This window comes from Lactobacillus sp. HBUAS51381 (assembly GCF_012641095.1).
In the GTDB taxonomy this organism is placed as follows: Bacteria; Bacillota; Bacilli; order Lactobacillales; family Lactobacillaceae; genus Levilactobacillus.
In genome coordinates this window covers 96,946-123,665 of sequence record NZ_JAAVSC010000001.1, presented here as the reverse complement: position 1 = coordinate 123,665, position 26,720 = coordinate 96,946, and the positions used below count along the sequence as shown (strand labels likewise).

Below are 26,720 nucleotides of genomic sequence, written 5' to 3'. Positions count from 1 at the left end.
AAAGGTGGTCACGTCATGCCAATTAATAAAATTTTGGATCAATTTCCCGCCACAATCCAAGCTACAAAAGATCTCACGCAAAAACAAAAAGACGTGCTGATTGCCAGTATTCAGCTCTTCGCCAAGCAGGGCTATGCGAATACCAGCACCCACCAAATTGCCGTTGCGGCCCACCAATCTGAGGGCACCATGTTTAAACATTTCAAGTCCAAGGCCAATATTCTGCGGGTCGCCTTGGAACCGGTCATTCAACAGATCATTCCCGATGTTGCCAACGAACTCAAGAAAGATACGTTGAGTAAGCCCTTCACCAATCTACACGACTTCTTGGTCGTCTTCGTGAAAAATCGGATGGACTTCGCGGCAGCTAACCAGGACGCCATCAAAGTTTTCTTCAGCGAGCTCCTCTACAATGAAGATCTCCGCCAAGAATTTATTGAAGTGGCCCGCGCCCAATTCATCGGCTCCTTTGAAGGCACCGTCACCAAGTTGCAAAAACACCATCTGATCATCGACTGGCCGTTCAACATGCTCTTTCGCTACATCGCGTCGATCATTGCCGGGTACATCCTCGACCGTTACGTGCTCTTCCCTAACCGCGACTGGCAGGATGCCGACGAAGCGAAATACATGGTGGCCGAACTGGAAAAGGTGCTGCAGCCGGAATAAGTTCCAGCTAAAAAAGGTGCGTCAACAGGTCATCGCCTGTTAACGCACCTTTTGACTAGGTTGGAAATAAACAGCGGAATCTTGGTTCTGCCGCATCCTGTCCGCTTAGTTATGATTAAATTTATTCACCAAGCGTTTCGACGGTCGGGCCAACCGAATTAATCCCCAGGTCAGGCCAATACTAATTGCGACCATGATGGCGCCGAACAGTGGGGTCCAGGCCAGCCCTAATTGACGGGTCACCTGACCACCGATGCCGGACCCCAGCGCGATCCCGACGTTGAAGGCGGAGATGTTAAGCGCCGAGGCCATGGTGATATCGGCGGGGGTATACTTTTCGGCCAATTGCACGATGTAGAGTTGTAAGCCCGGAACATTCATAAACGCGAAGAAGCCCATAGCCAGTACGGTTAACAGACCCAGCCACTGACTATTCGTGGTCACCGTCAGAACCAGCAGAGTCACGAACAAGCCCGTAAACATCTTCAAGAGTGCGGCCAACGGCTTGGCATTGGCCCAGCGACCACCCAGCGTATTCCCGATGGCCACCATTAGGCCGTAGATCACCAGAATAACTACGACTGCACTGCTCGACCACCCCATTTGCTGTTCCAATAGTGGGGAAAGATAGGTGTACGCCACAAAGGTGCCCCCGTACCCCAACGCCGTGACGAGTAGGGCCAAGCCCAGTTGTGGGTTACCCAAGACCCGGAGAATTCCCCGCGCCGTGGCTTTGCTAGGCAATGGCAAATGCCGGGGAACCAAAATGTAGTCGGCCACCAAACCGATGAGGCCAATCAGACTGATAAAGATGAAGGACCAGCGCCAACCACCCAGTTGACCAATCATCGTGCCCAAGGGTACTCCCGTGACCGTGGCCACCGTGAGGCCCGTAAACATCACGGCAATTGCCGAAGCACGTTTGGAAGGTGCCACCACGTCCGCCGCAATCACGGAGCCCACCGTCATAAAGATCCCGTGAGCCAATGCCGCGACCACACGACCGGCGAGTAAGACGGTAAACGTCGGCGCAAAGGCCGCCACCAGATTACCGGTAATAAAGAGCAGCATAATAATGACCATTAACGTATGCCGATTAATTTGACCCGTCAGTAAGGTCATGATCGGTGCGCCCAGCGTGATGCCCAGTGCATAGACCGAAACCGTTAACCCGGCTTGCGCTAGGCTGACGTGGAAACTTTGAATTAATAGCGGGATTAGCCCCACACTGATGAATTCAGTTGATCCAATGGCGAAAGCACTAACGGCTAACGCGAGTAAGGTAAAAGTTGGTGAAAGTTTTTTTGTCATAATGACCTCCTTGAATTGCTAATGCGATAGTTATTGATTATACTGGCTAAGAACTCTAAGACAAGTACCCACTTTAAAGTTCCCTACCCACCAAAAAGTAACCATCAATCAGGAGGCTATTTCATGTCCACAAAAACGTATCACATTGGCGTCGAAGCCACGATGGAAATCATCGGCGGCAAATGGAAATCCATCATTCTCTGCCATCTCCGGCACCACACCATGCGGACGGGGGAACTCGCGCGGGCCATTCCCCAAATCTCGCAAAAGATGCTGACGCAGCAACTCCGCGAACTCGAAGCCGCCAATATTGTCTCCCGCCACGTCTACCAACAGGTGCCACCACGCGTGGACTACGCATTGACCGACTACGGCCAATCCCTCTCCGGCATTCTTCATGAACTCTGCGTTTGGGGCGAGGACAACATCGACCGGCGCGAGGCCGCGGGAGAAGAGATCACGTTACTTAGTCGCGATGATGTCTAAGGATTTCAAATTTTGTAAATGTATCGAAAAAGTCTGGGCACAAAACGTCCAGGCTTTTTATGATCTTCGAAATTAACTGACTGAAACATGGGGTCAACCTCGACCTAACCTTCACAAATAATTAGACAATTGCTGCATTGTTTTACCGTCATAAAGATTGATAATCCTTAAGTTTTTAACTATTCTTTAAATAGTTCGTGCACCCACCATACAAACTCTGTATAATGGGTTCGTTATAGCTCTGTCACTTGCTACAATACTTCATCGGAGAAGGGAAAACTCATGCACGTTTTTATTAATATCGTGCCGCAATCCACGTTGGACTGGCCGTGTCTAAGCACACTTGTCGGGGAATTAACCAGCCAACGCTTTGCAGCCGCATCTTTTAACTTACAATTAACTGACACTCAAAATTTAACGTCTACGCAACAGCAACAAGCAAAAGATTGGGGACTAACGATCAATCAGCTCCACGCCCCCTTAGACCCCCAAAATTATCTGATTAATCTCCGCGAAACTGATCACGTTTTGCCCGGCGCCCTTCATCAGTGGGCCCAAGTGATGGCGAAACATCCAGGCAGTCCCATCAGTTTGGCGGCTTTTGATATGCACCAATCACTGTCCGACCAGATTGCGGCCTACGTCGTGGATCATCAGGAAGCCGCCTTACAACAAACATATCGTCAACTGGCGACGGACTCCCTGGATGACCCGAACGAGCAGCTACTAACGTTGTGGAGCCTCCAAAGTTACTCGGTTCAGACCAACTTGCAAAACCAGCGACTGCTCACCCAGCGTATTCGGCCGACCGGCGTTTTACTCCCTACCGAGCTGCTAGACCCGGCCTTACCGCTGGTCTCAGCGGCGCAGGCCTTCGCCGTCCTACGCCAAAGCACCGACGTGATTCGCTTGCACGTCCCCACGATCCAACGGGCCATGTGGGTCGAAGCAACCCCCGTTGCCTGGTTAAGTGAGCTCAAAAAAATCGACGTTCAACAGCTGGATGTCATGTGGCAACCGGTTTATCAGGCCTATTTCCAGCGACAACTCGAAGCGCTCTTGAAATCAATCGATCGGAAACAACTGTCCAAAGAAGACCACACCGAACTACTCGCGCGCATCAAACACAGTACGATTAGTCCGGCTCGCCATTGGTCCCGTCTGAGATTACTGCAACTGCTGTCACCACGTGTGGCTCACCAGTTGTTCTACTAGGAGGCCGACCATGAAATTTAGTGTGATTACGCCCTGTCAAAATGAAGAGCTCCCGCAACTTTTAGAATTACGGCATAACCTGTCGGCCCAAAGCTTTCAGGATTTTGAATGGGTGATTGCGTTAAACGCCCAGCTGGACCTCACCGAGGCCGATTGGCAGCTCCCCTTCGCCGTTCGGCAGGTTCATTTCACCGGTCAAACAGCTGGCGCTGCCCGCAACGCCGCTTTAGCCGCCGCGAGTGGTGATTGGCTCGTCTTCGTTGATAGCGATGACTACCTCACCGCCGAAGCCCTAGCAACCATGGCCGCGATTACGCCGTTCCCCACCGATACCTTCGGGGATCTGTACCAATACCCTACCTATGAACCCCACACCTCATTTGTGGCTAGTTCAACACAAACGACTGTTCAAGATAATCTACCCAAATGGGGTGGGCCCAAGCGTCGACAGCCCAAAAATCGGGCGGTCAACCTCAGCACGGCCACACTCGGCCAACTGACGACTGACCTCACCGTGACGCCGGCCGTCAATAACTGGTTGCAGCATAAATATATCAGCCTGTCCGGTGATTCGCGCTGGGAACAATTTAACCGACAGCTCAAAATCACGGGTAAGGTTATCAACCGGCAACTGGTCCAAGACCACCACCTGCAGTTCGACGAAACCAACGCGCTTTATCCCGACTACACCTTCCTAACACAGGTCATGGCACGAACCAGTCGCTACCTACGTTTGGCCGATCCCACCTATATTCGCGTCAAACACAACGACCCGGTCAACCAACCCTCCATGCATCAATTGGACGTTGCGGACCGGTGGCAACAACGGATTGCCTCTTGGCAGACCAGCCTTGTCGCCATCACAACCCCCGATCTTCATCTGGCATTCAGCCGTTACTGCCTGTATCGCCTTCACCGGTTCCTCTACATGGCCCTGGCGACCGGTGCAACCGCTGAAGACGCTTCGGTGACCGATGTTCCGGGATTAATGGCGCAGCTTCACGCCTTTCTTCAGTTGGTCGATGACTCGGCACTTGGTGAACTTTCACTGCTGAGTCGGCGAATCTTAACGCATATCCGCCGCCAACCCACTTGTCCACAACGCGCCATCAATCGGATTGTGCACCTACGCCAGTTGGGCCGCGTCATCAAGCACCGTGGCCGCGGTATTACCCGACTGTCGTACATGTGGTGGTTCACCAAACTCCCGATTAAGCCGAAGACGATTCTTTACGAATCCTTCCTTGGACGAAATTTCTCGGACAGTCCCAAGGCCGTCTACAACTATCTGCAGGCGACCTATCCCGGCCAGTTCAAGCACGTCTGGATTTCCAACCCCGGCGTCACGGGTATGCCGACCGGACAACCGGATACGACGGTTGTCAAACGTTTCGGCTGGCGCTACATGTACTATCTCGCCACGGCCAAATTTCAAGTGATTAACATGCGTCAGCCCAAGTGGTTCGTCAAGCGCCCGGGAACGAAATTTCTCGCAACCTGGCACGGCACGCCGCTCAAACATCTGGTCTTCGACATGGATAATGTGGCCAGCGCCAACCCACTGTACAAGCAGATCTTCTTCCAGCAGTCGCGGCAGTGGGATTACCTGGTCACGGCCAACCAATTCTCGGTCGACGTGTTCGAGCACGCCTTCATGTATCCGGTCGACAAGATGTTGAAGTCGGGCTATCCACGAAATGACATTCTCAGTGCACCGGACCGTGACGCCCGCGCTCGCCAGATTAAGGAAAAGCTGGGGATTCCGCAAGACAAGAAGATCATCCTCTACGCCCCAACTTGGCGTGACGATGACTACTACGGCGTCGGCGACTACAAGTTCACGCTGAAGTTAGACATCAACCGGCTAAAGCGTGAACTGGGCGACGAGTACGTGCTGGTCTTGCGGACCCACTACTTCATCACCGAGCATCTGGACACCACCGGCTTCGGCGACTTCGTCTATAACGAATCGAGTTACGACGACATTGCCGAACTCTACCTGATTTCGGACGTGCTGATCACCGACTACTCTAGTGTCTTCTTCGATTACGCCATCCTCAAGCGGCCGATTCTGTACTTCGTTTACGACTACGAAAAATATGGTAGCGTCCTGCGGGGCTTCTACCTCGACATGGAAAAGGATCTCCCGGGACCACTGCTCAAGACCAACGACGATGTCTTGGCGGCCCTGCACAACCTGCCTCAGGTCACCCAGGATTACGCGGCGGCCTATGACCGGTTCAGCCAGCGGTTCAACGCCTGGGAAGACGGCCACGCCACCCAACGCGTGGTTGACGCCTTCTTCGATCAGTCGGATTTAAAGTAACCACCAGATTAGTTCATCACCGCAAACAGCCCCCATCACCGACGTTAGTCAGGATGGGGGCTGTTTTAAGATACGATAGTCGCGTACTGGCCGCCTTACCGTTCGCCAAATTTGGTCTGGATCGCTGTGGGCAGGATCGGGAAAAGCCAAAGTACTGTCTTTTCCCTCGCTTTGAGCCGTCAGCCCGCGTCTCAAAGACGCCATTTTACCAAGAAAAATCGCTTGGTAAATCCCACGGCTGAGACCAAATTTGACTCACTCACGGCTACATGAGATGTATCCAATTAAACTGGCAAAACGTTGTCATTCCAGCGACGTCACCGTACATTTAATAGGTTTCAACCACCGTAACCGGAGGTAGGCAGAGATGGAGGCAGCCGTGACTGCGGTGTTAGCTGTGCAGCAGCTTACAGCGCGGGACGTATTTGAAGACTGACGGTCTTGGTCAGGCTTCAAACCGAGCCGGAGGACCGATTCTCAGGCCGCAGGCGGTCCCCACAGCGCCGGAATCTCTGGCAGCCGCAGGTGGTTATTGATGACTAATTTAATGGCGATAAACCTTGCCAGGGGTTAGAGCATCACAGCCGGTGGAACTCTTAGCAGGCATGGATAAATTTACCGCACTTTTGCCCTTAGCCTTTACTGGCCAACTGCGCGGTCAAAAAGTCTGGCAAGCTCTGGGCGGGATGTCCCATGATGGTCTGGTAGTCATCCGTGACAGTCGCCAACAGTCCGCGCCCACCAGCATCGTACATAGAAGCTAGCATGTGGCCTTCATTTCCCTGGTTATACAACGCCGCAAACTCACTGAGCGTGACCGGCGCATAGCCAATGGACTGACCCGAAACTTGGCTCAAAACTCGAGCGAGCGCGGGCATCGTGTAGGATCGTTCCTGCGTCAACGTATAACTGGGCTGGTGCCACAACGCGGGGGTGACCGCCACCTTGGCAAACGCCGCGGCACTGTCAGCTAGGCTAATAAAGCTGAGCGAGGCATCCCCCATCGGGTAAATCACGTTGTGCCGTTCAATCAATTCCGGGAGATAGGGAACCAATGGATCGGCATACAGTGCATTCCGTAAAATCGTGTAGGATATCCCACTAGCCGCCAAGCGCCGGGGCACGTAGCCATAAAAGGCGGACAGGTCGAACGGATTATTGGCTTGATCGGCAATGAAGCCCATCACGATCAGATGGCCAACGTGCGCCTGGCTTGCCGCGGTCAGAACATTTTCAAATTCCGTGACGCGACTAAAGCTGTCGTGGCTCTTGCTGGGCACGTAGATGACGACATCGGCCGCATCCAACACCGTTGTCACCGTCGCCGGTTGGCGGTAATCTAGGGGCAGAACGGTCATCCCTCGCTGGGCAAAAGCAGCGGCCTTGGCCGGCGTGTGCACCCCCAGCGTCACATCGGTTGGGGCCACCAATTTGACGAGCGCCTCAACAATTTCGGTTCCTAAATGACCGGTGGCACCTGTAACGACATATTTCATAGTCAACACTCCTCTATCTGTTGTTACTTTAAAAATAACACCTGCTAAATTTCCGGTCAATCCCTTTCGCCGTTAACCTAAAAAAAACGTCGCACCGGTCACACAAACGCCTATAATGAAGCTAAGGGAACGGTTAAGGAACGCAATCAATATGATAGATTATCCAGCAATCCTTCAATCCCATAAATTAGTTGTCATGAGGAGTGAGTAACGTGGTACAACAATTAACGAATAAGGTCGCCATCGTCACCGGGGCCGGGTCTGGTAAGGGCCAAGCCATCGCTGAACTATTTGCTAAGGAAGGGGCCCAAGTCGTGGCCGCCGATAGTAATGCCGAGGCGTTAAACGCCGTCGTCGATGGCATCACAACTGCCGGTGGTACGGCCATCGCTGCCGTCACCGACGTCACCAAGGATGCCGACGTCACGGCCATGGTCCAACAAGCCGTCGACCGTTTTGGCCATCTCGACATTCTGGTCAATAACGCCGGGATGCTGGACAAACTAGCCCCCGCCGATACGTTAACCAACGAGCTGTGGGATCGGGTCATGACGGTCAACACGACCAGCGTCATGTTGGCCACGCGTGAAGCCCTCAAACAGTTCACCCAACAGGATTCCGGCGTAATTCTTAACATTGCGGCCGTCGAAGGCGATACGAGCGACCGGGCCAGTGCGGCCTACGCCGCCTCTAAGCACGCGGTGGTCGGCTTGACCAAGAATACCGCCTTCATGTATCAGAACGCCGGGATTCGGACTAACGCCATTGCCCCCGGCAGTAAGGATGCCGAGACGCCATTAGGCATTACGGTCCCGACCTCACCGAGTGGCAATAAGATTGCCCAGACGGCGCTGTTTCTGTGTTCCGATGCCGCCAGCTACGTGAACGGCGTGATTGTCCCGGTAAAATTTTAAATGATCGAGTTCTCCGAAAAAGCAGGCCGTGACGGTCAAACGTCACAGCCTGCTTTTGGGATTCACTAACCAACATCACATCAAATCCACGCCGCCATCCACATGCAAAACCTGTCCGGTGACAAAGTCATTTTGCATCAGGTAGATGTACGCCGCGGCCACCTCGTCTGGCGTCGCCACGCGTTTCAACGGCACCCCTTGGGCAAAATCAGCAGCCTGCTGCTTAACCTGCTCGGGCGTTAGGTTTCGCCAGAGACCGGTGGGCGTCCAGGTTGGGGCGACCGCGTTCACCCGATAGTCCGGCGCCATTTCGACCGCCAGACCGGCCACCATGGTATTAATCGCCTGATTGCCCACGATGGCACCGGAGGCATCGTGGGGATGACCGCCCGCACCCGAGGTAAAAATCAACGATCCGTGCGGCTTCAGATGCGTCGCCGCGATCTGGGCCAGTTGGAGATTGGCGAAGAACTTGTCTTCAATCGCTTGGCGAATCGCCGCTACCGAATTATCTAGAAAGCCACCACCCATGGCCCCACCGAGAAACGACAGGACGTGGTCAAATTTTCCCTGTTGCGCAAAGAACGCCGTCAATTGCTGATCATCCTGGGCGTCTAGCGCCGTCCCAGTAACTGTCATTCCTATTTTCTTCAAACGGGCTACCGCTGTATTCACGTGGGCTTGACTGTGCCCAATCACGTGAACTGCGGCACCCAAGGTCAGGGCCTGGGTGGCAACTGCTTCCCCAAAACCCGAGGTGCCACCAACAATGGCGAGTCGTTGTTGTTCTAATTCCATGTGCTTACCTCCATTCAAAACTTTAGTTCTTATCATACGCCAACATTCACGACATATCCGAAAAATTGACGCACTCGACCACGACTTGTACACTGAAAACAGACTATTTAACGGATAAGGAGTTGTGTCGGTTAATGACCTGGTTAATTTTATTAGTTACTGGATTCTTAGTTGGGCTACTGGTCATTTCGACCGGTGGCGGGGGTGCGGCCATTTACTTGGGTCTACTGACCACCGTCTTCCACCTGGCACCGGGAGCTGCGGCGGCAACCTCCCTCTTTACGGCGTTTCCTTCACTACTCGTGGGGGCATACGGCCACTACCGGACGGGCCAAATTCAATTTAAGATTGGTAATCAAATGCTGATTGCGGCCATCCCGGCAACCATTGTGGGCGCCCTCATCTCCCCGTATATCCCGATTAAACTCTACACCTGGTTGGTCGCGATCATTCTCTTTTTATTAGGCGTTCAGATCCTGGTCAAACGGTTCAGTCACCACCAGACTCGCCCAGCCCGACATCAACGCCTTCAAGCGACGGGATATGGGATTGTCAGCGGCCTCATGGTTGGCGTTGCCGGCCTATCCGGTGGTGGTCCCATCATTGCAGGGCTACTGGTACTCGGATTGGATATGATTCCAGCCGCTGCGACGTCGGCCTACGTTCTGGTTGGCACAACGCTGATTGGTCTAATCTTCCACATGTCGGCTAGCAACGTGGATTGGGGAATTGGCATCAGCCTAATGATTGGGGCGATTCTCGGCGCAATCTGTGCCCCGCGCCTGCTGATGCACGCCGACCCCCAGAAGCTCAACGCTTACCTCAAGCCCTTCATGGGCGTGCTCATCATGGCCATGGCAGTTAAGATGGTCCTATAATCTCATATTTGAACGCAAAAAGCATGACCCCACCGTTTGGCGAAGTCATGCTTTTCATTTCGTCCGATAAAATTAGTTTCGGTGTTTCTTAATCTTAATCGCGCCTAAGGTTCCCAATAGGCTAGCTAAGAGGGCCGCCCCAACAGCCGGCGCCCAGTTATTCTGCGCCTCACCGGTCTGTGGCAAGCCACCGAGATCGGCCAGAATGCGACTCCGAATGGCCTGTAACTTCGCAACCAATGCCGTGTTGCCTTGTGCTTTCGCTTGGGCAATGGCCTGGTCAACCCGATTCAACAGGGCTTCTTCATCCGCATGGGCTGTCGTTGGATCCTCGGACTCATCGTCAATCAGATCATCCCACAAGTCCTCGGTCACTTCATCCTCATCATAGTCCGGGCGTTCGTGCTCGTAGCCTAAATCTTCATCGCCGCCTTCACCGGGTTCCTCGATCCCCGGTTCTTCAGTTCCAGGTTCCTCAGTCCCCGGTTCTTCAGTCCCAGGTTCTTCCGGTTCCTCAATATTTGGCAATTCGACATCGATGCCCGGGTGCACGGGCTTTTCGAATTCCTCTTCCTCAATGTCTTCATCCTCATTGCCCTGAAGGTCCCAACGGTGGGTTTCGGCGTTAACAATGACCTTATCGGCAATCAGATTCCCATCAATATTTTGATTGGCCTCGATCGTTGCCGATGGCGCCAGAATGCTCCCTTGGAACGGTGCATTAACGTGAATCGTCCCGCCAAACTGCTTGTCGCTGGCCGTACTGTCGTAGAAGTTCCACAACAGGTGGTTGTCGCCAAAGTGTTCGGTCTCTTGGTTGTTCCGGTCACTCCCATCACTGTAGATGAGCTTAATCTGGGAACGCACATCGTAGTCCGCTTGGCCACCGGTATCGACGTTCACAATCACGGTCGTTCCCTCAGCATCGGGAGAGAGGCCCTTGATTGTCAACGGTGTATTTCCTTGTAAGACATCCGGCGTCAAATTAATCACAATTTGATTGTTGGCATTAGGCGTCATGTCGCTGATGTCAATCACGCGGTTGTTTTGGTCGGCAAAATCACTATTGGTATAGTTGGCCACACTCGGCTTACCAGCCAGCGTCGCGTTCAACGTCTTTAACTTCGCAAATTCGGCGTCAAAGTCAATGTACGTTTGCCCGTTTTGATCCTGGTAGACTTCGTCAGCCAACAGGTGATCGATGTAAACGCCATTGACCATTGGGCGATTAGGATTGCTAATATCGATGCTAATCCCATCCCCGAACACCACTTTATTTTCCCGCGTATCCCCTTTAGAAACGAAGGAACTCCCCGCAATGTTCGTAATGTTTTGTATGTAAGAAATATCCTTGTCCAATAGTTCTTCGATGATACTCGTCCCGAAGTTGACATTCCCAATCAGGTTTTGAACGGCAACGTTCCCATTCGTGTGGGCATTTAACTCGGCTTCTCTGGCAAAAATATGAAAGACGGAAGAGACGCCCAACAAGTTATCCAAATCCGGATAGTCATCGTAGACCGACCCACCAGCCTGGATCTCCGCTTCGGCCAATGGCGTTAAGGCCGTGGTCTGTGCCGGCATGGCGGCTTGGGCTTTCTCAATCAGAGCGTTGACCTTGGCCCTGAGTTGCGTCGTCGTTGCGGCTTGCTTAGCCGCTGTAAGTGCCGAATTGATCCGTGAGCTATGCTTGAAGCTCTTCACAACCGGTGATTTCTTCGCAGAAGTCGTGGCGTGCTTGACGGCACTGGGTTTAGCTGCCGGTGTGTTGGTCGTCACCGTTTCACTTTCCGTAGTGACCGCCTCGGAAACCGGCGTGGTGCTGCGGCTTGAGCTGCTTTCGCTGTCGGAAGCGCTGTCCGTTGATTGACTCTGTGACGAACTGCTACTTGCGCTGTGACTATTCTCAGCCTGACTGCCACTGACTTGGCTAGTTTCCTCAGAACTCTGCTGATTGCTTTCACTAACGCGGTTGGCACCCGACACCGCGGTGCCGCCCGACCGTTCTGAGTTCTGATCGCTCGCAACCCGACTTGACTGTGTGCTCTGCGACGAACTGCTACTGCTTACATCGGCACTAGCAGTCAGCGTTGCCCCGCTCCCCATGGCCAGCACGACCGCACAGGCGAAGACCCACTTACGCCCAACTTTATACATCTTAAAATGCGTTCGTTTCAATTCCATAACGACTAAATCCCTACCTTTCATCTAAAGAATCTACCTCCATTTTCGTCCTCTGCTGGTCAACAATCAACGTTATTTTGAAATTATTTTTTAACTTAACAAATTAACATCGATATTGTTGTACGCGGATGGAATAGTCAGAATTGCTGGACCCTCTTAGATAGATTGTCTAGCGGTTAGCCAAGATTGTAGTAGGAATCGTGATAATCGCGGCCCCCGTTTCCTTAATTTTAGGCAAAACAAAGAGGCCGGAAATTTTATCCCGACCTCGCTGGATTTCGTGATGCGTTACTGATGCCGTTTACGTTTTAGCGTGAATCCGGTCAAGACACTCCCCAGGAGCAAGGCGAGTCCAGCTAAAGGTGACATCGTGGCTTCATCCGTCTGCGGCAGGGTCGTGGCCGTTGCATTAGCCTTTGCTTGCTTCTGCGTGGCTGTTCGGTCCTGCGCCTTTTCCGTGGTCAATGGTGTGGCCACCAGATGGCCCGATTGACCTTGCGTTGCAACCTGATCCCCAGCGCCACCAGCGACAACACCATCGGCCCCTGGTTGCTCGGTCTCATCGGTAACTGGTCTATCTGGCTCGATCAAATCGCCATCACCACCGGTCGTTACCGCTTGATATGTGAAGGTAATCGTCTGGCCGGCCGCGGTGTAGGTGCCATTGGCCACTCCATTGCCGACTAGCTGATAACCGTCTAAGTCGTCGGCGTTAATCGTGAAAGCATCGCCAACGTTCCCGGTCTGTTGCGACTGGCTAATCACGTGACCGTCCTGATCGACGTTGACGATGGTTACCGTCCCCGTTGTGACGCCCGGATCAGGCTTCCCTGGATCAGGGGTTCCTGGATCGATCGGCACCTTATTTTCAATTTTGAACGTCAGGTAAGCACTGTAGCCCCAGTTAGCACCATAACTCTGATTGATGACGTGCACGGTATACATGCCATCCGGAACCGCTTGCTTCGGCGTAAACGTCAAGCCCCATTTGTCCCCATACCGGATAATCTGGAACCAATCCGTGGCGTTCTCGGCCGTGTTAGCCGCCCAGTCCGCAATCTCCGTGGTTGGTAGGTTCGGGTCCAAATCACCATAGGCAACGGTGACGCCCGATGCTAACTGCGCCGTTCCCACGCCCTCAGTCTCATCGGGTTGCCCCGTCGTCATGTCCTGCATCCGATTGATGACCCCACTCACGGGATCAAAGGCCTGATTGTCCGCACTGAGGGTGATGGTGTTCCCGGTCAATCGTTGGTACACCCCATAGTTGAGGCTCGGTTGCCCATTTTCATCCAGTAAGGTCACGACCCCATTGGTGAGGTGATTGAACATGTAGACCAATTCCCCACGGAAATGACTCAGATCAGGGAGGTCCCCCGTCAATTCGTTGTAAGACACATCAATCGTATTCAGTGCTGGCCAGTCGCCAATATCGGGTAAGTTGCCCGTCAGTTGATTATTGTTGAGCATGAGATACCACAGGTTAGGTAACGCCTTTAGGTCGGGAATACTTCCCGTTAGCTGGTTATTCGGCAAGTAGACCATTTCCAAGTCGGTGTAACGACTCAAAACGTCAAGTGACCCCGTTAAATGGCTATTCCCCAGCCGTAAGAAGCGAAGATTCATTCCATTACCAAAGTAAGTGTCCATAATGGTCGTCAGGTCGTGACTGGCACTGTCATCGGCTAAAACCAGCGTAATATCGTTAAGCAATGGTAGCGTTGAAAAGTCGATGAGTCCGGCAACCGGTACCGTCACTCGAGTGAAATTAAGCGTATGGAGATTAGGAAAATACGCTAATCCCGCCAGACTCGTCACCGTGCCAGCACCCACATAGTCATTCAGACTCGTGAGGTCTCCGACGTGTTGATACAGATTATTTTCATCGGCCACGTAATACGGCAAGCCCGTAATCCCCGAATGGTTCACCTGTCGATTCAACTGCTTGATAATCATATCACGCAACGCCGCGTCCGGAATCCATTCACTGGCGTTGACCCCATCAATCGGTGACGCCTGAACCGCTGCCCTCATGGCCTTAAGGGGTTGAGGGGCCGGGGTTTTGGATGCCGATGTATCTAAGTCAACGTTCCCTGAATCTTTCACCACATCTTGTGGCGCTGGTGCTGGTGTTTGTGGCGTCTCTACCGTGTTGCTATCTTCTGGCTCACCCGATGGATCGTTTTGATCGGATGGTAATTGCCCTTCCGTGTCTCCTGCTGGGACTTCGGCCGGCTCCTGTTGTTCTTCCTTGTTAATGTTAGTCGAGTTATCTTCTTTAACGGCCTGCTGCTCTTCAACCGGCGCGGCGTCTTTACCTTCATTTTCTTCTACCACATCTGCCTTCTCTACGACATCTGCTTCTGCGGTTGGTGTCCCTTGCAGCGTGACCTGACGATCTGGCTGTGCTGCTTGCCCCGAAGCCGTTTCTTCACTCGTTGGAGACGGTGTTCCCTCGGCCGCTTGTGCAGTCTCGGTTGCCCCCATCAGGCCGAGTCCTAACGTCACCGCGGTAATACTGGCGACGACCCAGTGTTTCCCTGCCTTATAGCTTTTATAGTGGACCTTCGTCTCACCCGCCCAATTACGCATGATGTTTCCCCCTAGTCTTTTTTACTGGTTGCTGATTATTTTGTTGGTTAATTTAAACGTTACACATTTATTAATATGGGTATTGTTATCTACAAGTTCATTGTAAGCGATTTCAATCGCGAAAGATAGGTTATTTCCTGACCATTTTGCGAGGAGCGCGTTGCATCGTCGCAGTCTAGGAAGGACACGCTGTTATGTAAAACGTTACAGTCCTTGTCAGGACGCCAAATCATCTCTTCGATATTTTCGTTCATCCATCTTTAATTTTATCGGGAAAACCGTTAAAGGGATGTTGTTTACGCTTGATATATGCCTCACAATCGCAAAAATGTCACTTTCTGACTTTGGATAACCAAAAAAATCGTCCCACTATTCAATTTAGTGGGACGATTCTTAACCCTTTGCGTTATTGTTTCCGTTTTCGTCTAAAGTGCAGGAGCCCGAGTAACCCCATTACCCCGGCGATACGCCAAAGTGGCGATGCATCCTGTTCACTAGTCTGAGGTAACGGGCCTGCCAGCCCACTGGCCAAGACTTTCACCCGTTGTTCATGCCCTGATTGCGTTGGCTCAGCAACGGTCGACGTCCCCTGAGCGGTCGTCTGAGTGCTCTGACCCATCCCAAGCGTCACGGTACCCGAGCCAGTACCGGTCGAACCCGGTGCAGTCGACACCGCATCGCCTGCCGTTCCCGTTTCAGAATCGGCATCGTCGCCCACCGGTGACCCCGGCTGCGTGGTACCGGGATGGGACCCATCCGGTGTTTCTGGGGTCACACCGTTGTCACCGTCCGAACCACCGGCGCCATTGTCATCCGGGTTCGCCGTCCCTGGTTGTTCGCCATCAGGCGTCTCACCAGGGTGGCCCCCATCCGGATTTTCGCCCGGATGGCCATTGCCGTCAGTATCAGGATTACCATCCGTGTTGCCATTACCATCGGTGTCGGTGCCATCACCTGTGTTGCCATTATCACCAGTATCGGCATCGCCGTCCGCGTTGCCATTATCACCAGTATCGGTACCACCATCAGTATTCCCATCATTACCAGTATCGGTACCGCCATCAGTGTTCCCATCCGAATCGTCCCCCGGGTTCTCGATACTGCCGGAATCACCATCGCCGTCCTCAACCAAGGCATACACGTAGGTCACGTCAATGGCCGCGTCACTATAAGTCCCAGTGGCATTCTCGGGCGTCGTGGTCAGTACATAGCCCGGAATTTCTGGGGCCGTGGTTGCGTAGTGTTCACCCACCAGGCCAGGGGCCAGAACCATGTCATCCGCAATGGCATTTCCATCCTGATCCTGGTAGTGTACGGTCACGTTGCTCGCGGCCTGAGAAATGACGTAGGGCTGGACAACCGCAAAGTCGACAACCCCAGCGCTGGGTTTATACGTCCCCGTGAGGTAGTAGTAATCCGGTAAAACATCCACGTTCGGCGCTCCCGGAAATTCCGTGGCTCCCGGCTTCTGATTCTGAATGTTCGTGTAGTAAATACCACCCTGACCATCCGGTTTAGGATTACCCCCGGTATAGTAAATGTGGTACGTATGCCCCGCCTCATCGGTATAAAAGACCGGTTCAGCGACTGCCATTCCCGCCGTCAAGGTCACCACTTCGCCAGTGATGGTCACGCATTGGATCTGTAAGTGACCTTCCCGATCGGCATCGTTCACTAGCAGCGGATCTAAGACGATAAATTGACCCGTATGCGTAAAGGTTTCGTACGGTTTCCCCTTGAGCGGTGAGAAGTCGTGAATATGATTAAACGCCAACGCCATTTCGGTCACATTTTGCAAGTTCACTAGCGGTGTAACGTCTTCGATCCGGTTATGTTGCAGGTGCACCGCCGTTAAATGCTGAAGGTTCGCTAAGGGCGAGACATCCACAATATCCCCAAAGAATGCCCCCGGCTTATGATCCAGCGAGGCTTCCATCATAATGGTTTCTAAGTTTGTAGCGTACTGGAGACCTTCCAAGGAGAAGGCGGTGTGACCGTCGATATAGGTGTCGAACCCATCATTTCCCAGCACAATCAGCTTTTTAAGTAGTTGGAGATCTTCTTGCGTAATATCGGCCACGCTATGCCACGTTTTATTCACGCCGGTCAAACGCTGAAGATGTAATAAGATTGCCTGTTGTAGGACCTTATTGGGCATCCAGTCATCAATGGTGGTTGCCGTGGGCGTGACGGTCATCGCGGCTGGCTTCGTCATTTCCGCTTGAACCAGGGCGGCAGCCGCCACGGTATGGCTGGCCCCCATTGCACTTGACTCTGCCGGTTGCACGGGACGTACAACCGCTTCGACTGGTCGCGTCGTGGAGACTGTAGTTGCCGAAGTGTCCGGCATTGCGGCGGTCTCGGTAGTAGCGGACGGCTCATTAATCGGTTGCTCCCCGGATTCGACGCTGTCCTCGTTATTGATCTGACCTGGCACGGGCACCGGCGCAACGGGCACGTCTACCGCTGGTGCTTCTGGTACCGGCGCCGTCAGTTCTGGCGATTCTGGCTCTGACGGCGCCACCGTTGGTTCGTCGACGACCGGTACGTCCGCCGCCGGTGAAGTTGGCGTCGTGGTATCTTCGACTGCCGGCGTATCGGGTACGACGGCTGCCGTCGAGTTCGCGTCCGCTGGTTCGGTGTCTGCACTTGCTGACGGTTGTGTTGTTGCAGTTGACTGCGCGACCACCGCCGTTGCATCGGCGACCGTTGCCGGCTGCTCGTCGGCTTGCGCAGTGACCCCACCCAACGCCAGACAGCCACTGACAAGACCAGCAGCTACCCATGTTTTACCACTTTTATACATTTTATAATGTGTCTTCGTCCCCATTGGTTGATTCATCGTTACACTCCCCTAATCTCTAATCCACAGCCTATCCCATGGCTGTTTTTTTTGGAAACACAGGCGTCAGCACTGACGCCTTCATCCAATGATGTGAGTATAGTTGAAAGCGGTGTCTTCGTGGGAAAAGAGTTAAAAAATGAAAGAAATCATGCGAAAACTGAACTTTGCCGATGGCGCGGTGATCCTTATTTCCCCGTTCTAGCCAGCGGTCGTTTAAGGCCTTACATCGTCTAAAAAATAGTTAACTCTCTATAGACACCTCAAAAGTGCCGAGATTATTTCCGCGGAAATAATTTCGGGCAGTAAAAAAGAGAAGAATGTGACGTAAAGTCACCGTTCTTCTCCTCGTATGAATTAACTCGACTAGTCCATGGTGTGTTTCAAGCTTTATTTAATCCACGCCTGCAAGCCCGCAGCCAACAGACCACCCAATAATGGCCCAAACATTGGCACCCACGCGTAATTCCATTCAGCGGAGCCGCCGTTTGGCACCGGTAAGATGGTGTAAGCCAACCGGGGGCTCCAGTCCCGGGCCGGATTGATGGCGAATCCGGTCGTACTCCCTAAGCACATCCCAATCGTCATAATTAAGATGCCGACCATGAACGGCTTCAGGCCTTGGGTGAAGTCCCCCATATTCAGGAGAATAAAGATAAAGGCCCACGTTGCCACAACTTCAGACACAAAGTTGAAGAACGGATTCTTAATCGCTGGCCGCGTGGCAAAGATTCCCACACTATTACCAGCGTTTTCATCCGGCGTCGCTTTGAAGTGGGGATAAAATTGAAAAATGGCAATGGCTGCGCCGACAAACGCCCCTAAGAATTGGCCCGCCAAATAGGGCAACACGTGCGCCCAGGGGAAGAACCCAAAGGCCGCAAAACCGATCGTAACAGCTGGATTCAAATGACCATCCGATCCCAACATTCCGGCGACATAGACCCCCATGGTTACCGCCATCCCCCAAGCCACGCTAACGAAGGTCCAGTTACTCCCCGTCGCATACGTTTTCTTGAGGTTGATTCCGGCCCCCGTCCCGGTCCCTAATAGGATCAAAATCAGGGTTCCAAAGAACTCGCCAATAAAACCATTCATAAAATGACACCCACCTTGTTATATTTTTAAACGGAAATTTCAGACTATTCATAGTCTACCATAACTGTCAGGCTATGGGACGCTTGATTTCCCGCCACCTCGGTTAGTATCATTTTTATTATAAAATAACCCAACCCTTGTAATATTACGAAGACCTTGCAAAGCGTAACGGCAATAATACCGCGGCGTAACGCTGCTGTAAAACTTTTGGGCTATCTTAGAAGTTGTACTAAAGCGATGACAATCTTTACATAATGAGGGATGGATAACTTAATGATGAATATGAAAAAAATTGGTTTAGCCGTCGCATTTGCGGCCGCATTGGTTCCAGCAATTAGCTTGGGAACGACCACGGCTCACGCCAACAGCACCAATACAATTGTTAGCACCAGCAACATGACGGATACCTCTTACGTGCGCAAGAGCGCGACCGGTTGGACTTACAACTTGGGGGGCACGGCGGCGAACATGACCTTTGGGAAGAAGACGCATTACCTTAAGAACTACCCCAACACGACTTGGCACGCCACCAAGAAGCGCTACATTATCAAGAAGAACGGCGTTAAATACCTTTACTACTACGTGACGAACGGTCGCAAGACGGCTTCTGGGTGGATCTGGCACGGCTACTTGCAAAAGAAGAGCTACGCCCACACCAACACGAGTAGCGTATCGACGACCGGCGACGGAACTTATTCGTCCATCTTAAAGGTGGCCAAGGCCCAATTGGGCAAGCCGTACGTTTATGGCGCCAACGGAACCAGCGCATTCGACTGCTCCAGCTTTACCAAGTATGTCTTCAGCAAGGCCATCGGGCAAACCTTACCTCGAACGGCCCAGGAGCAATACAACGCCTACACCCACGTGAGTGCTAAGAACGCTCAGCCTGGTGACCTCATCTTCTTTGGGACCAGCACCAATAACATTACCCACTGTGGCATCTACCTGGGTAACAATAAGATGATTGATGCGCAACTTCGCGGCGTCATCACCGAAGCTACCAATGTCTCCTGGTGGCACACGGTCGGCTATTCCCGGCCAGCAACGTTAAGCTAATCGCCTTTAGGCCCACGCTGCTACAAGGTGAATTTCGAAATATAACCCGAGCCTGAGATCAAGATCTCAGGCTCTTTTGTTTTTCCACGACAAAAAGGACGGCATCTCCGCAGAGACCCCGTCCTGATTCACGTTCATCATTACTATGCTGGCGAGACATCCATGTTCTTGTTGCCGCCGTTTAAGATCTTGAAGAAGCTTGCCAATTCCTTCTTCCGGTAAGCGGCGGGAACGAATTCACGAATGGTTTCCAAATCAAAGCCCGTTGCCAACTTATTACGGTCAACCACAATCGGATTCTTGAGAATGCCGGGGTTCTTTTGTAGCAAGTCCACGAGCTCATTCATCCCCATATCCTGTACGGAATCCGGTAACGCCTTGTAGGCCTTGGACCGCGTGGAGATTAAGTCATCGGTCCCGTCTTCGGTCAGGGACAACATGTATAGAATTTCATCACGAGTTAAAGGTTGCTTTTTAATATCACGAGCAGTAAAGATGGCGTCGTGGTTAGCCAGCCACTTCATAGCCTTCGTTACCGCAGTAGTCTTAGCATGAAAGTACATTTTAATCATAGAATCGCCCTCCAATTATCTTCTCTTCGATGAGGTACCTGATTTAGCACTCTTTTGTTTGAGTGCTAATTTATATTTCTTATTGTACACCACAATGAGAAATGATGAAACCCATTACCCTCAGTCCACCTTACCTTTTAATACTTTCGCAAGATTTGTCGGAAGGCGTGATTTAACAGGCATCCCGGTCTGATGGGCTTAAACTAACCTTACCAACTGAATCCACCCTTTTTAGGACTGAAAAATGAAATTTTTATGAATTTGTTAGGGCTTACATTTTTTCAACTCCTCATGAAAGCTTAACCGCCATTTACGGGTCCAGATTTTCTAAAGGTTGGAAATAGTTTACCATTTTTCATCCGAAATTGCCCCTGATTTCGATCAATAATTTGGCCATTTATCCTAAAATTATTGAACAATCGTGAATTAAGGCAATTTCTAGAAAAAATCCCCGTGCAATCAGTTAACCATTACACGAGGATCTCTATCTAAATCTATAATTAAACTCTAGCTAAAGGCCAGCGCCCGCGTCCAAAGTCCGTTGTCCATCTGATAGTACGTCGAAACGTTACCATTGGAATCAGTCCGCTTAACACGATGTGTAATCGTCACCGTTCGTTCTGAAATATCAGACGTGGTCCCCTTTTGTTTTGCCAAAAGTGGGTCATTGAACGGCCGCGTGTAGACCGGATAAACCCTAGTCAACGTCTTTTCAGTATCGTAGCTTTCTGACTTGAACGTATCAAATTTCAGAGCACCCTTGCGAATCCAATACTTTTTTGCATTGGCGCTCTTGTTGAAACGAATCCGGTACCACTTACCAGTATCCGCCGTCGCTCGCATATCAATGTAGACGCGGTCTTTCTTATTCTTCTTCCAATCAAACTTTAGAATGTTCCAGTTCTTATGGCCACGAATATGGTTATATAACGAGTAACCCTTGTAGCCCTCAGCCAGTTGCGCATGCTGATTGGCAATGCCACTATAGTACTTTTCATTCTTGTTAGTTTGCTTACGTTTCTTTAGTTTTTGTGAGGTTGCGTGACTAACACTCGTATTCGTAATCGTCTGTTGTGCCGGTACGTTTTCCGTCACAGCTTTGGCTTTTTTAATCGTATTCTTAGTAATATTGATGGAATCCAAGTCCAGTGCGAAGTTTCCTTTAACAAACGGAACCCCCGTCTTTTGACTCGTTGCTTTATTGCCCGTGATGTTGACGTCCGTCATTGGGTTGTCCGGATTGATACTGTCCAAGAAGATGTATTGCTTCGTTGGGTTAACATTTGTGAATGTATTATTCTTAATGTTTAAATTGGTCATCTTGTAATCCGGCTCAACATTATATAGATAAATGTAGTTACCGGAACCTAGGACCCGTTGATTAATAAACTTGTTGTTCGTAATCCACAGATTAGAGACGTTCTTAAAGTGAATCGTGGCTACCTCATCCGCCATCAACGGCTTAGGATCAACGACCGTATTGTTGGTGAAGTGGACATCATGAATGATACCGGCCTTACCATCATTGTAAATGGCATGTTCACCAATTGGATTAGGGGCATAAGAGATCACCCGACCCGAATCCTTTGAGACTGGTAAGAATTGATTGTTGTCCACCGTTACATCATACGTTGGAAGGTTATCATACTGATCACCCGGGTTTTTATACGACATTGCTTTTTTATTTGAGTAGTCAACCTGAATGGCTTCTTTGAAGTCCTTCGACCCGTTGAATCCCGTAAAGACAGAATTCGTGATATCGATGTTACGACTCCCATCCAAATCAATGTAGTGCCCAGTCGGTGATTCGGCGTTATCGAAGACACACTTGTCAAACGTCACGTTCGTGGCATGGTGCACACTTTGAGTGAAGACACTCTGTCCCATCTTGGTATTATCCCCTTGGAACGTCGCGCCTTCCCACTTCACGTTACTGATCCCGCCGTCATAGCCGGCTTCGGGACTCGGATAGACAAAGTTCACCCGGTTACCTGACGTAATCCGAAAGACCGCGCCCTTATCGAACTTAAACGTGATGTTCGAGTGTAATTTGATATTTCCGGCATCAAAGACATAGGTCCCCTTAGGCACGTGAACCGTGAGCGCATCGCTGTCCCACTTATCCAACATATCCTGCAGAGCCTCGTTATTAACCGTTTTAGCGTTGCCGACCATCCCTTGATGTTGGGCATTGATCGTCGTTGCCGCTTGCGCAACAATGGCGTTGGCTGGTTGTACCGTTCCCGGTAAACCGTTCAGTCCCAGGACCGTCGCCCCCAATGCGACCGTCGCCAATAGGCCGAACTTTATCCTCAAATTCAAAAAATCCCCTCCAGTTAAAAATTCTTCCAACAGTTTCATTATAGCTAAGACATCAAAGCGTTGGGTCATCTTAACCAAATTGTCACACGAATGAAAGATTCTAGTCGCAAAAGGGGATTTCTTTTCAATTGTAAATTAAGTTTAACCGACTACATTAGCTTGGCAATGTCAGCGTGTAAACCATCAAGGCGTTCTACGACTTGACCGCGCACTGAGGTGTACACCTTAACACCATCCGGCGTTAATTTCAGGTTGTGCTGGCGTCGATCGACGGTTGAAGCGATACTTTCAATTAAACCAGCCCGTAATAACCGTGAGATTTGCCCAGAAATCATCGACTTCGAAACGCCGATTTGACCGGCAAATTTGGTCGGTGTGAATTCTTCGCGCTGAGTCGTGATAGCATGTAACAGGTTGAATTGTTCCAGAGAAATTGTAACTTCCTCCGTTTTAATCGTTGTTACTGGCCGCATAATCTTTTGGAGTTGGGAAAACCATTCCAAGGATTGGTTTAAATCGTTAGTTTGCGTCATTTTTTGCTTTCTTCCTTTCCAGTTGAGCTATGAAGTTGCGTAGAGAACACGTTACTATTCTTACCCGCTAACCATTTATTATAGCCCTCATTTTCAGCCTTTATGTTACCGATTCATTAATAGTCTATAGCATTACGAATGAAAAAACTAGTGATACGCCATCATTTTGTCATATTTCTTCAAGATTAGAGCATTGAATTCAGAAACAGAACCCCGTATGATTAAAGTTAATAAAAACTAAACGAATGAGGCGCCTAGTATGACACGAATTAAAATGATTGCGACCGATGTTGACGGCACGTTCTTAAATCAGGAACGGCACTACAACCAGGCCCGGTTTGCACGGCAACTTCACCAACTAACCGCCGCGGGAATCCACTTTGTCGTTGCCAGTGGTAACCATCTCGGCCATCTTCACCGCGTCTTTGCCCCAACCCCCGCCGTTCAAACCTTCGTGGCGGAGAATGGTGGGTTGATCGTTGACCAGGGACAAACCCTCTTTGAAGACATTCTCCCCACACCAACTGTCCACCGGATTGTGGCCGCAATCCTTGCCGATGAGACGCTGCGGCCACAAGTGCTCCGCTTGTCTGGCGCTCACGGCACCTACATTAATCGACACGACCGGCCCAGTGATCCGGCCGCTCAATGTTACTTCTTCAACAATCTTGTTTTCGTGGATGATTTGACTCAAGTTGACGACCTGATCTACAAGATTAATGGCGAATGGCCCAACGACACCATCCAACACGTCGCCGCTCGCCTGAACCACCGCTTTCCGGACCAAATCAACGCCATGGCCAGCGGATTTGGGAGTATCGATATCGTGGCTGCTCACATGAACAAAGCCATTGGCCTCACGCAACTCGCCCAATCATGGGACATCGCGCCCAGCGAAATTGCCGCATTCGGCGATAATGACAACGACCGCGACATGCTGGCTCACGTGGGATTAGGCGTTGCCATGCAAAACGGAACGGACACGGTCAAGGCCGTTGCCGACCTCATCACCCCAACGGATAACAATCACGATGGGGTCCTAAACGTCATTGACGCTATTTTAGCAGGTAAAGTTTAAAGTCGGCTAAATTTTCAGTCACTAACCAAACTAAGGTTGGCGGCTTTTTTTATCAATCCCCCAAACCGCTTGACCGATCAGACGCCACATTCTGGGCAAGGCGTGCAATTGTCCGTGACTCGTCCGGGGCACGTGAACTTCCCGATACTGTAACGGGCTCCCCGCTAGAATCGCACGCAAGGCCTGTACCTGATGAACCGGCACCGAACCGTCCGTTAAACGCCCTGACAGCGTGCCGTAAACGTTTATCACCTGACCACCCTGCCAGCTCTCCAATCGATGCCGCGCCGCTCTGAGCCGCTCATAGGCCGCATCTGGACGGTCCCCCGAACGCTGCTCGTCAAACGGGGCTCCCAACAGGACTAAACGGCGTAAATGAGGTAATCCGGGGTGTTGACCATGCAAAATCACGCTGTGTATCGCCGCACTCCCACCCCAGGAATGGGCCACGAGATTGTAGCTGGTTATGCCATACCGGTGATTCAACGCCCGTAAAATGGTCGTGATCCACGTCACCTGTGGCTGATAATCCCGCGTTAAATTGCGATCGAAGAGTACCTGAATCAAAGGATTATCAGCCGTCTTCTCCCAGCACCCGATAAAATGGGGATTCCCGTCCCAATCAACGCGAACCGTTAATATTTTATGCCCGTAGCCTTGGCGGGCCAGCCACCGTAAAAGTCGGTTGTACGTCCACGCATTGCCACCCCACCCCGGAATGAATAAGGTTGGTGTCTGCTCATAAACCACATCCGTCCGCCGAGTTACCAGGGGTTGTGGGGGCACGGCTAAGCGTCCCAGCCACCGATAACTCAGCCAGCCACCCACGATCGCCGTTGGTAGCCATCGCCATTTAAGAGTCAAACCAATCCCCCCTAAACTAATCTATTATGCCAGTTATTTTGGTTGCGTACAAGTGAAATTTTGTTCATTATATATTTATTATGCTGAACAACCCATCTTAATATTTATCCGCATAAAATTTATTTGGAATTAGAATCGTTGTCAATTCAGGGACTACGCGGATTTAATTTCAAAATTCTCATTCAATCGTTGCTTTTAGCACCAAGTATATTTGACAATTGTACGGATAAAAATATAGAATAGAGCCAGAAATGAAAACGCTTTAATCTATAGAAATCGAGGACTTGCTCATGAAAACTGCTACGACGAAATGGGATACTTATCAGAATCAGGCTGTCACCGAATATACGATTGAAAACAAGAACGGCGTCAAACTTGGCATCCTAAGCTGGGGCGCAACGCTACATACGTTATCCGTACCAACGAACAAGGGCGACAAGAATTTGGTGCTATCTTACCACAAAATGGAAGATTATCTCTCAAATCCGTTCTACGTCTGCATGGGCATCGGCCGGATCGGCGGTCGTCTGGGCGGCGGAACTTTCGAGATGGGCGGCAAGACTTACACCGTTGACACCAACGAAGGCAAGGACACCACGCTTCACGGCGGCCCTCACGGCTTTAACACCGTCAACTGGGACGGCGAAATTGACGACAGTGACGCCAACGAAGCCAAGATTATCTTGAGCCACACGTTCAAGTCCAGTGATGATTCCTTCCCTGGCGACTTGACCGCCAAGATGATCTACTCCTTGGACAACAACGATCGGGTTAACCTGAAGTTCGAAGCCAACTCAACGGCACTCACCCTCTTCAACCCAACGTTACACGTCTACTTCAACCTGAGTGATGACCAACTCATCTCCGGCCAAACACTTCAAATCAACGCCAAGGAACACTTGGAAGTCACCAGCGAAAAGATCCCAACCGGGAACTTCATTCAAAATGCCGGCACACCATTTGACTTTGCTAAGGGCCAAAACTTAGGCGAAGCCATCCGTGGCATGCAAGACACCACTGAAAAAGGCTTCGACGACCTGTTCCACGTTGAACCAGCCGCCGACAATAAGATTGCCGAATTAAGCGATCCACGATCCAATCGGTCCGTTACGATCAAGTCGAGCCGTAACGGCCTGGTGGTCTTCACCGCTAACTCCTTTACTTCTGACATGAAGTTGGCTACCGGTGCCGGCCAACCTTACATGGGGGTTGCCTTGGAAGCCCAAACCTTATCCGACACGCCACACCATCCTAACTTCGGGGACGTTTCTATTCCCGCTGGCAAGACGCAGACTTACGAGATTGCCTACGAAGTTAAATACTAATTCAACCTGTGATATCGCAAAAAACACCACGCTACCAAAAGCGTGGTGTTTTTGCGTCTAACCTAAAAGTTTGTGAACCCGTTCCAGACCAAATTTGGCGAACGGTAAGGCGGTCAGCACATAACCGTTGTATGAGAATAGTCACTAACCTTGTCACATCA

General features: G+C 51.2%; 20 protein-coding genes. 9 read left to right on the top strand and 11 right to left on the bottom strand.

Going from position 1 to position 26,720, the window contains the following annotated elements:
• The first annotated feature begins 15 nt into the window (after positions 1-15).
• The gene (locus HEQ50_RS00530) at positions 16-669 is read left to right on the top strand and encodes a TetR/AcrR family transcriptional regulator (protein WP_168898508.1); all 654 of its coding nucleotides are present in this window, start codon (positions 16-18) and stop codon (positions 667-669) included.
• Positions 670-774: 105 nt separating this feature from the next.
• On the opposite strand, the gene HEQ50_RS00525 is transcribed toward HEQ50_RS00530, so the two are convergent.
• The gene (locus HEQ50_RS00525) at positions 775-1,980 is read right to left on the bottom strand and encodes an MFS transporter (protein ID WP_168898507.1); all 1,206 of its coding nucleotides are present in this window, start codon (positions 1,978-1,980) and stop codon (positions 775-777) included.
• A 123-nt stretch (positions 1,981-2,103) separates the two neighbouring features.
• Between HEQ50_RS00525 and HEQ50_RS00520 the strand changes: the two genes are divergently transcribed.
• The 3 genes from HEQ50_RS00520 (at position 2,104) to HEQ50_RS00510 (ending at position 6,007) form a co-directional block, all read left to right on the top strand.
• Entirely contained in the window at positions 2,104-2,466 is a 363-nt protein-coding gene (locus HEQ50_RS00520) for a helix-turn-helix domain-containing protein (protein ID WP_168898506.1), read from the top strand.
• A gap of 282 nt (positions 2,467-2,748) precedes the next feature.
• Complete coding sequence (locus HEQ50_RS00515; protein WP_168898505.1) at positions 2,749-3,681, top strand: hypothetical protein; 933 nt, start codon at positions 2,749-2,751, stop codon at positions 3,679-3,681.
• Between the two features lie 10 nt (positions 3,682-3,691).
• Positions 3,692-6,007, top strand: coding sequence for a bifunctional glycosyltransferase family 2 protein/CDP-glycerol:glycerophosphate glycerophosphotransferase (locus HEQ50_RS00510; protein ID WP_168898504.1), 2,316 nt, complete (start codon positions 3,692-3,694; stop codon positions 6,005-6,007).
• Positions 6,008-6,639: 632 nt separating this feature from the next.
• Here the strand turns inward: HEQ50_RS00510 and HEQ50_RS00505 are convergent.
• Positions 6,640-7,503 (bottom strand): SDR family oxidoreductase, encoded by an 864-nt coding sequence (locus HEQ50_RS00505; RefSeq protein WP_168898503.1) that lies wholly within the window; start codon positions 7,501-7,503, stop codon positions 6,640-6,642.
• 212 nt (positions 7,504-7,715) lie between these two features.
• Between HEQ50_RS00505 and HEQ50_RS00500 the strand changes: the two genes are divergently transcribed.
• Positions 7,716-8,417 carry an SDR family NAD(P)-dependent oxidoreductase gene (locus tag HEQ50_RS00500; protein ID WP_168898502.1) on the top strand — a complete coding sequence of 234 codons (702 nt, stop codon included), beginning with the start codon at positions 7,716-7,718 and terminating at the stop codon, positions 8,415-8,417.
• A 75-nt stretch (positions 8,418-8,492) separates the two neighbouring features.
• Here HEQ50_RS00500 and HEQ50_RS00495 read toward each other — a convergent pair whose 3' ends face one another.
• Positions 8,493-9,215, bottom strand: coding sequence for an SDR family oxidoreductase (locus tag HEQ50_RS00495; RefSeq protein ID WP_168898501.1), 723 nt, complete (start codon positions 9,213-9,215; stop codon positions 8,493-8,495).
• A gap of 134 nt (positions 9,216-9,349) precedes the next feature.
• Between HEQ50_RS00495 and HEQ50_RS00490 the strand changes: the two genes are divergently transcribed.
• Complete coding sequence (locus tag HEQ50_RS00490; protein WP_168898500.1) at positions 9,350-10,093, top strand: sulfite exporter TauE/SafE family protein; 744 nt, start codon at positions 9,350-9,352, stop codon at positions 10,091-10,093.
• A 72-nt stretch (positions 10,094-10,165) separates the two neighbouring features.
• Here the strand turns inward: HEQ50_RS00490 and HEQ50_RS00485 are convergent, their stop codons facing one another.
• From HEQ50_RS00485 to HEQ50_RS00470, 4 genes are all read right to left on the bottom strand, one after another.
• Positions 10,166-12,277, bottom strand: a complete 2,112-nt coding sequence (locus HEQ50_RS00485) for a collagen-binding domain-containing protein (protein WP_168898499.1) — start codon at positions 12,275-12,277, stop codon at positions 10,166-10,168.
• A 288-nt stretch (positions 12,278-12,565) separates the two neighbouring features.
• Positions 12,566-14,869: a MucBP domain-containing protein gene (locus tag HEQ50_RS00480; RefSeq protein WP_168898554.1), complete on the bottom strand. Its 2,304-nt coding sequence runs from the start codon at positions 14,867-14,869 to the stop codon at positions 12,566-12,568.
• Positions 14,870-15,275: 406 nt separating this feature from the next.
• Positions 15,276-17,711 (bottom strand): MucBP domain-containing protein, encoded by a 2,436-nt coding sequence (locus tag HEQ50_RS00475; RefSeq protein WP_168898553.1) that lies wholly within the window; start codon positions 17,709-17,711, stop codon positions 15,276-15,278.
• Positions 17,712-18,101: 390 nt separating this feature from the next.
• Positions 18,102-18,809: an MIP/aquaporin family protein gene (locus HEQ50_RS00470; protein ID WP_168898498.1), complete on the bottom strand. Its 708-nt coding sequence runs from the start codon at positions 18,807-18,809 to the stop codon at positions 18,102-18,104.
• A 273-nt stretch (positions 18,810-19,082) separates the two neighbouring features.
• Here HEQ50_RS00470 and HEQ50_RS00465 point away from each other — a divergent pair, with 273 nt between their 5' ends.
• Complete coding sequence (locus tag HEQ50_RS00465; RefSeq protein WP_168898497.1) at positions 19,083-19,865, top strand: C40 family peptidase; 783 nt, start codon at positions 19,083-19,085, stop codon at positions 19,863-19,865.
• A 143-nt stretch (positions 19,866-20,008) separates the two neighbouring features.
• Here the strand turns inward: HEQ50_RS00465 and HEQ50_RS00460 are convergent, their stop codons facing one another.
• The 3 genes from HEQ50_RS00460 to HEQ50_RS00450 form a co-directional block, all read right to left on the bottom strand.
• Complete coding sequence (locus HEQ50_RS00460; RefSeq protein ID WP_168898496.1) at positions 20,009-20,437, bottom strand: Spx/MgsR family RNA polymerase-binding regulatory protein; 429 nt, start codon at positions 20,435-20,437, stop codon at positions 20,009-20,011.
• Positions 20,438-20,944: 507 nt separating this feature from the next.
• Positions 20,945-22,759 (bottom strand): N-acetylmuramoyl-L-alanine amidase, encoded by a 1,815-nt coding sequence (locus HEQ50_RS00455; RefSeq protein WP_232842636.1) that lies wholly within the window; start codon positions 22,757-22,759, stop codon positions 20,945-20,947.
• A gap of 149 nt (positions 22,760-22,908) precedes the next feature.
• Positions 22,909-23,292 (bottom strand): MarR family winged helix-turn-helix transcriptional regulator, encoded by a 384-nt coding sequence (locus HEQ50_RS00450; protein ID WP_168898494.1) that lies wholly within the window; start codon positions 23,290-23,292, stop codon positions 22,909-22,911.
• A 259-nt stretch (positions 23,293-23,551) separates the two neighbouring features.
• Here HEQ50_RS00450 and HEQ50_RS00445 point away from each other — a divergent pair, with 259 nt between their 5' ends.
• Complete coding sequence (locus HEQ50_RS00445; protein WP_168898493.1) at positions 23,552-24,370, top strand: HAD family hydrolase; 819 nt, start codon at positions 23,552-23,554, stop codon at positions 24,368-24,370.
• 30 nt (positions 24,371-24,400) lie between these two features.
• Here HEQ50_RS00445 and HEQ50_RS00440 read toward each other — a convergent pair whose 3' ends face one another.
• Positions 24,401-25,234, bottom strand: coding sequence for an alpha/beta fold hydrolase (locus tag HEQ50_RS00440; protein ID WP_168898492.1), 834 nt, complete (start codon positions 25,232-25,234; stop codon positions 24,401-24,403).
• Positions 25,235-25,524: 290 nt separating this feature from the next.
• Here HEQ50_RS00440 and HEQ50_RS00435 point away from each other — a divergent pair, with 290 nt between their 5' ends.
• Positions 25,525-26,559 carry an aldose epimerase family protein gene (locus HEQ50_RS00435; protein ID WP_168898491.1) on the top strand — a complete coding sequence of 345 codons (1,035 nt, stop codon included), beginning with the start codon at positions 25,525-25,527 and terminating at the stop codon, positions 26,557-26,559.
• Positions 26,560-26,720: the final 161 nt, after the last annotated feature.

Excerpts from the sequence above, each read along its gene's own strand:
- HEQ50_RS00460 (WP_168898496.1), bottom strand. The coding sequence starts at position 20,437 with ATGATTAAAATGTACTTTCATGCTAAGACTACTGCGGTAACGAAGGCT.
- HEQ50_RS00510 (WP_168898504.1), top strand. The coding sequence starts at position 3,692 with ATGAAATTTAGTGTGATTACGCCCTGTCAAAATGAAGAGCTCCCGCAA.
- HEQ50_RS00435 (WP_168898491.1), top strand. The coding sequence starts at position 25,525 with ATGAAAACTGCTACGACGAAATGGGATACTTATCAGAATCAGGCTGTC.
- HEQ50_RS00515 (WP_168898505.1), top strand. The coding sequence starts at position 2,749 with ATGCACGTTTTTATTAATATCGTGCCGCAATCCACGTTGGACTGGCCG.
- HEQ50_RS00495 (WP_168898501.1), bottom strand. The coding sequence starts at position 9,215 with ATGGAATTAGAACAACAACGACTCGCCATTGTTGGTGGCACCTCGGGT.
- HEQ50_RS00450 (WP_168898494.1), bottom strand. The coding sequence starts at position 23,292 with ATGACGCAAACTAACGATTTAAACCAATCCTTGGAATGGTTTTCCCAA.
- HEQ50_RS00530 (WP_168898508.1), top strand. The coding sequence starts at position 16 with ATGCCAATTAATAAAATTTTGGATCAATTTCCCGCCACAATCCAAGCT.
- HEQ50_RS00520 (WP_168898506.1), top strand. The coding sequence starts at position 2,104 with ATGTCCACAAAAACGTATCACATTGGCGTCGAAGCCACGATGGAAATC.
- HEQ50_RS00475 (WP_168898553.1), bottom strand. The coding sequence starts at position 17,711 with ATGAATCAACCAATGGGGACGAAGACACATTATAAAATGTATAAAAGT.
- HEQ50_RS00490 (WP_168898500.1), top strand. The coding sequence starts at position 9,350 with ATGACCTGGTTAATTTTATTAGTTACTGGATTCTTAGTTGGGCTACTG.
- HEQ50_RS00485 (WP_168898499.1), bottom strand. The coding sequence starts at position 12,277 with ATGGAATTGAAACGAACGCATTTTAAGATGTATAAAGTTGGGCGTAAG.
- HEQ50_RS00465 (WP_168898497.1), top strand. The coding sequence starts at position 19,083 with ATGATGAATATGAAAAAAATTGGTTTAGCCGTCGCATTTGCGGCCGCA.
- HEQ50_RS00445 (WP_168898493.1), top strand. The coding sequence starts at position 23,552 with ATGACACGAATTAAAATGATTGCGACCGATGTTGACGGCACGTTCTTA.
- HEQ50_RS00525 (WP_168898507.1), bottom strand. The coding sequence starts at position 1,980 with ATGACAAAAAAACTTTCACCAACTTTTACCTTACTCGCGTTAGCCGTT.
- HEQ50_RS00470 (WP_168898498.1), bottom strand. The coding sequence starts at position 18,809 with ATGAATGGTTTTATTGGCGAGTTCTTTGGAACCCTGATTTTGATCCTA.
- HEQ50_RS00480 (WP_168898554.1), bottom strand. The coding sequence starts at position 14,869 with ATGCGTAATTGGGCGGGTGAGACGAAGGTCCACTATAAAAGCTATAAG.
- HEQ50_RS00505 (WP_168898503.1), bottom strand. The coding sequence starts at position 7,503 with ATGAAATATGTCGTTACAGGTGCCACCGGTCATTTAGGAACCGAAATT.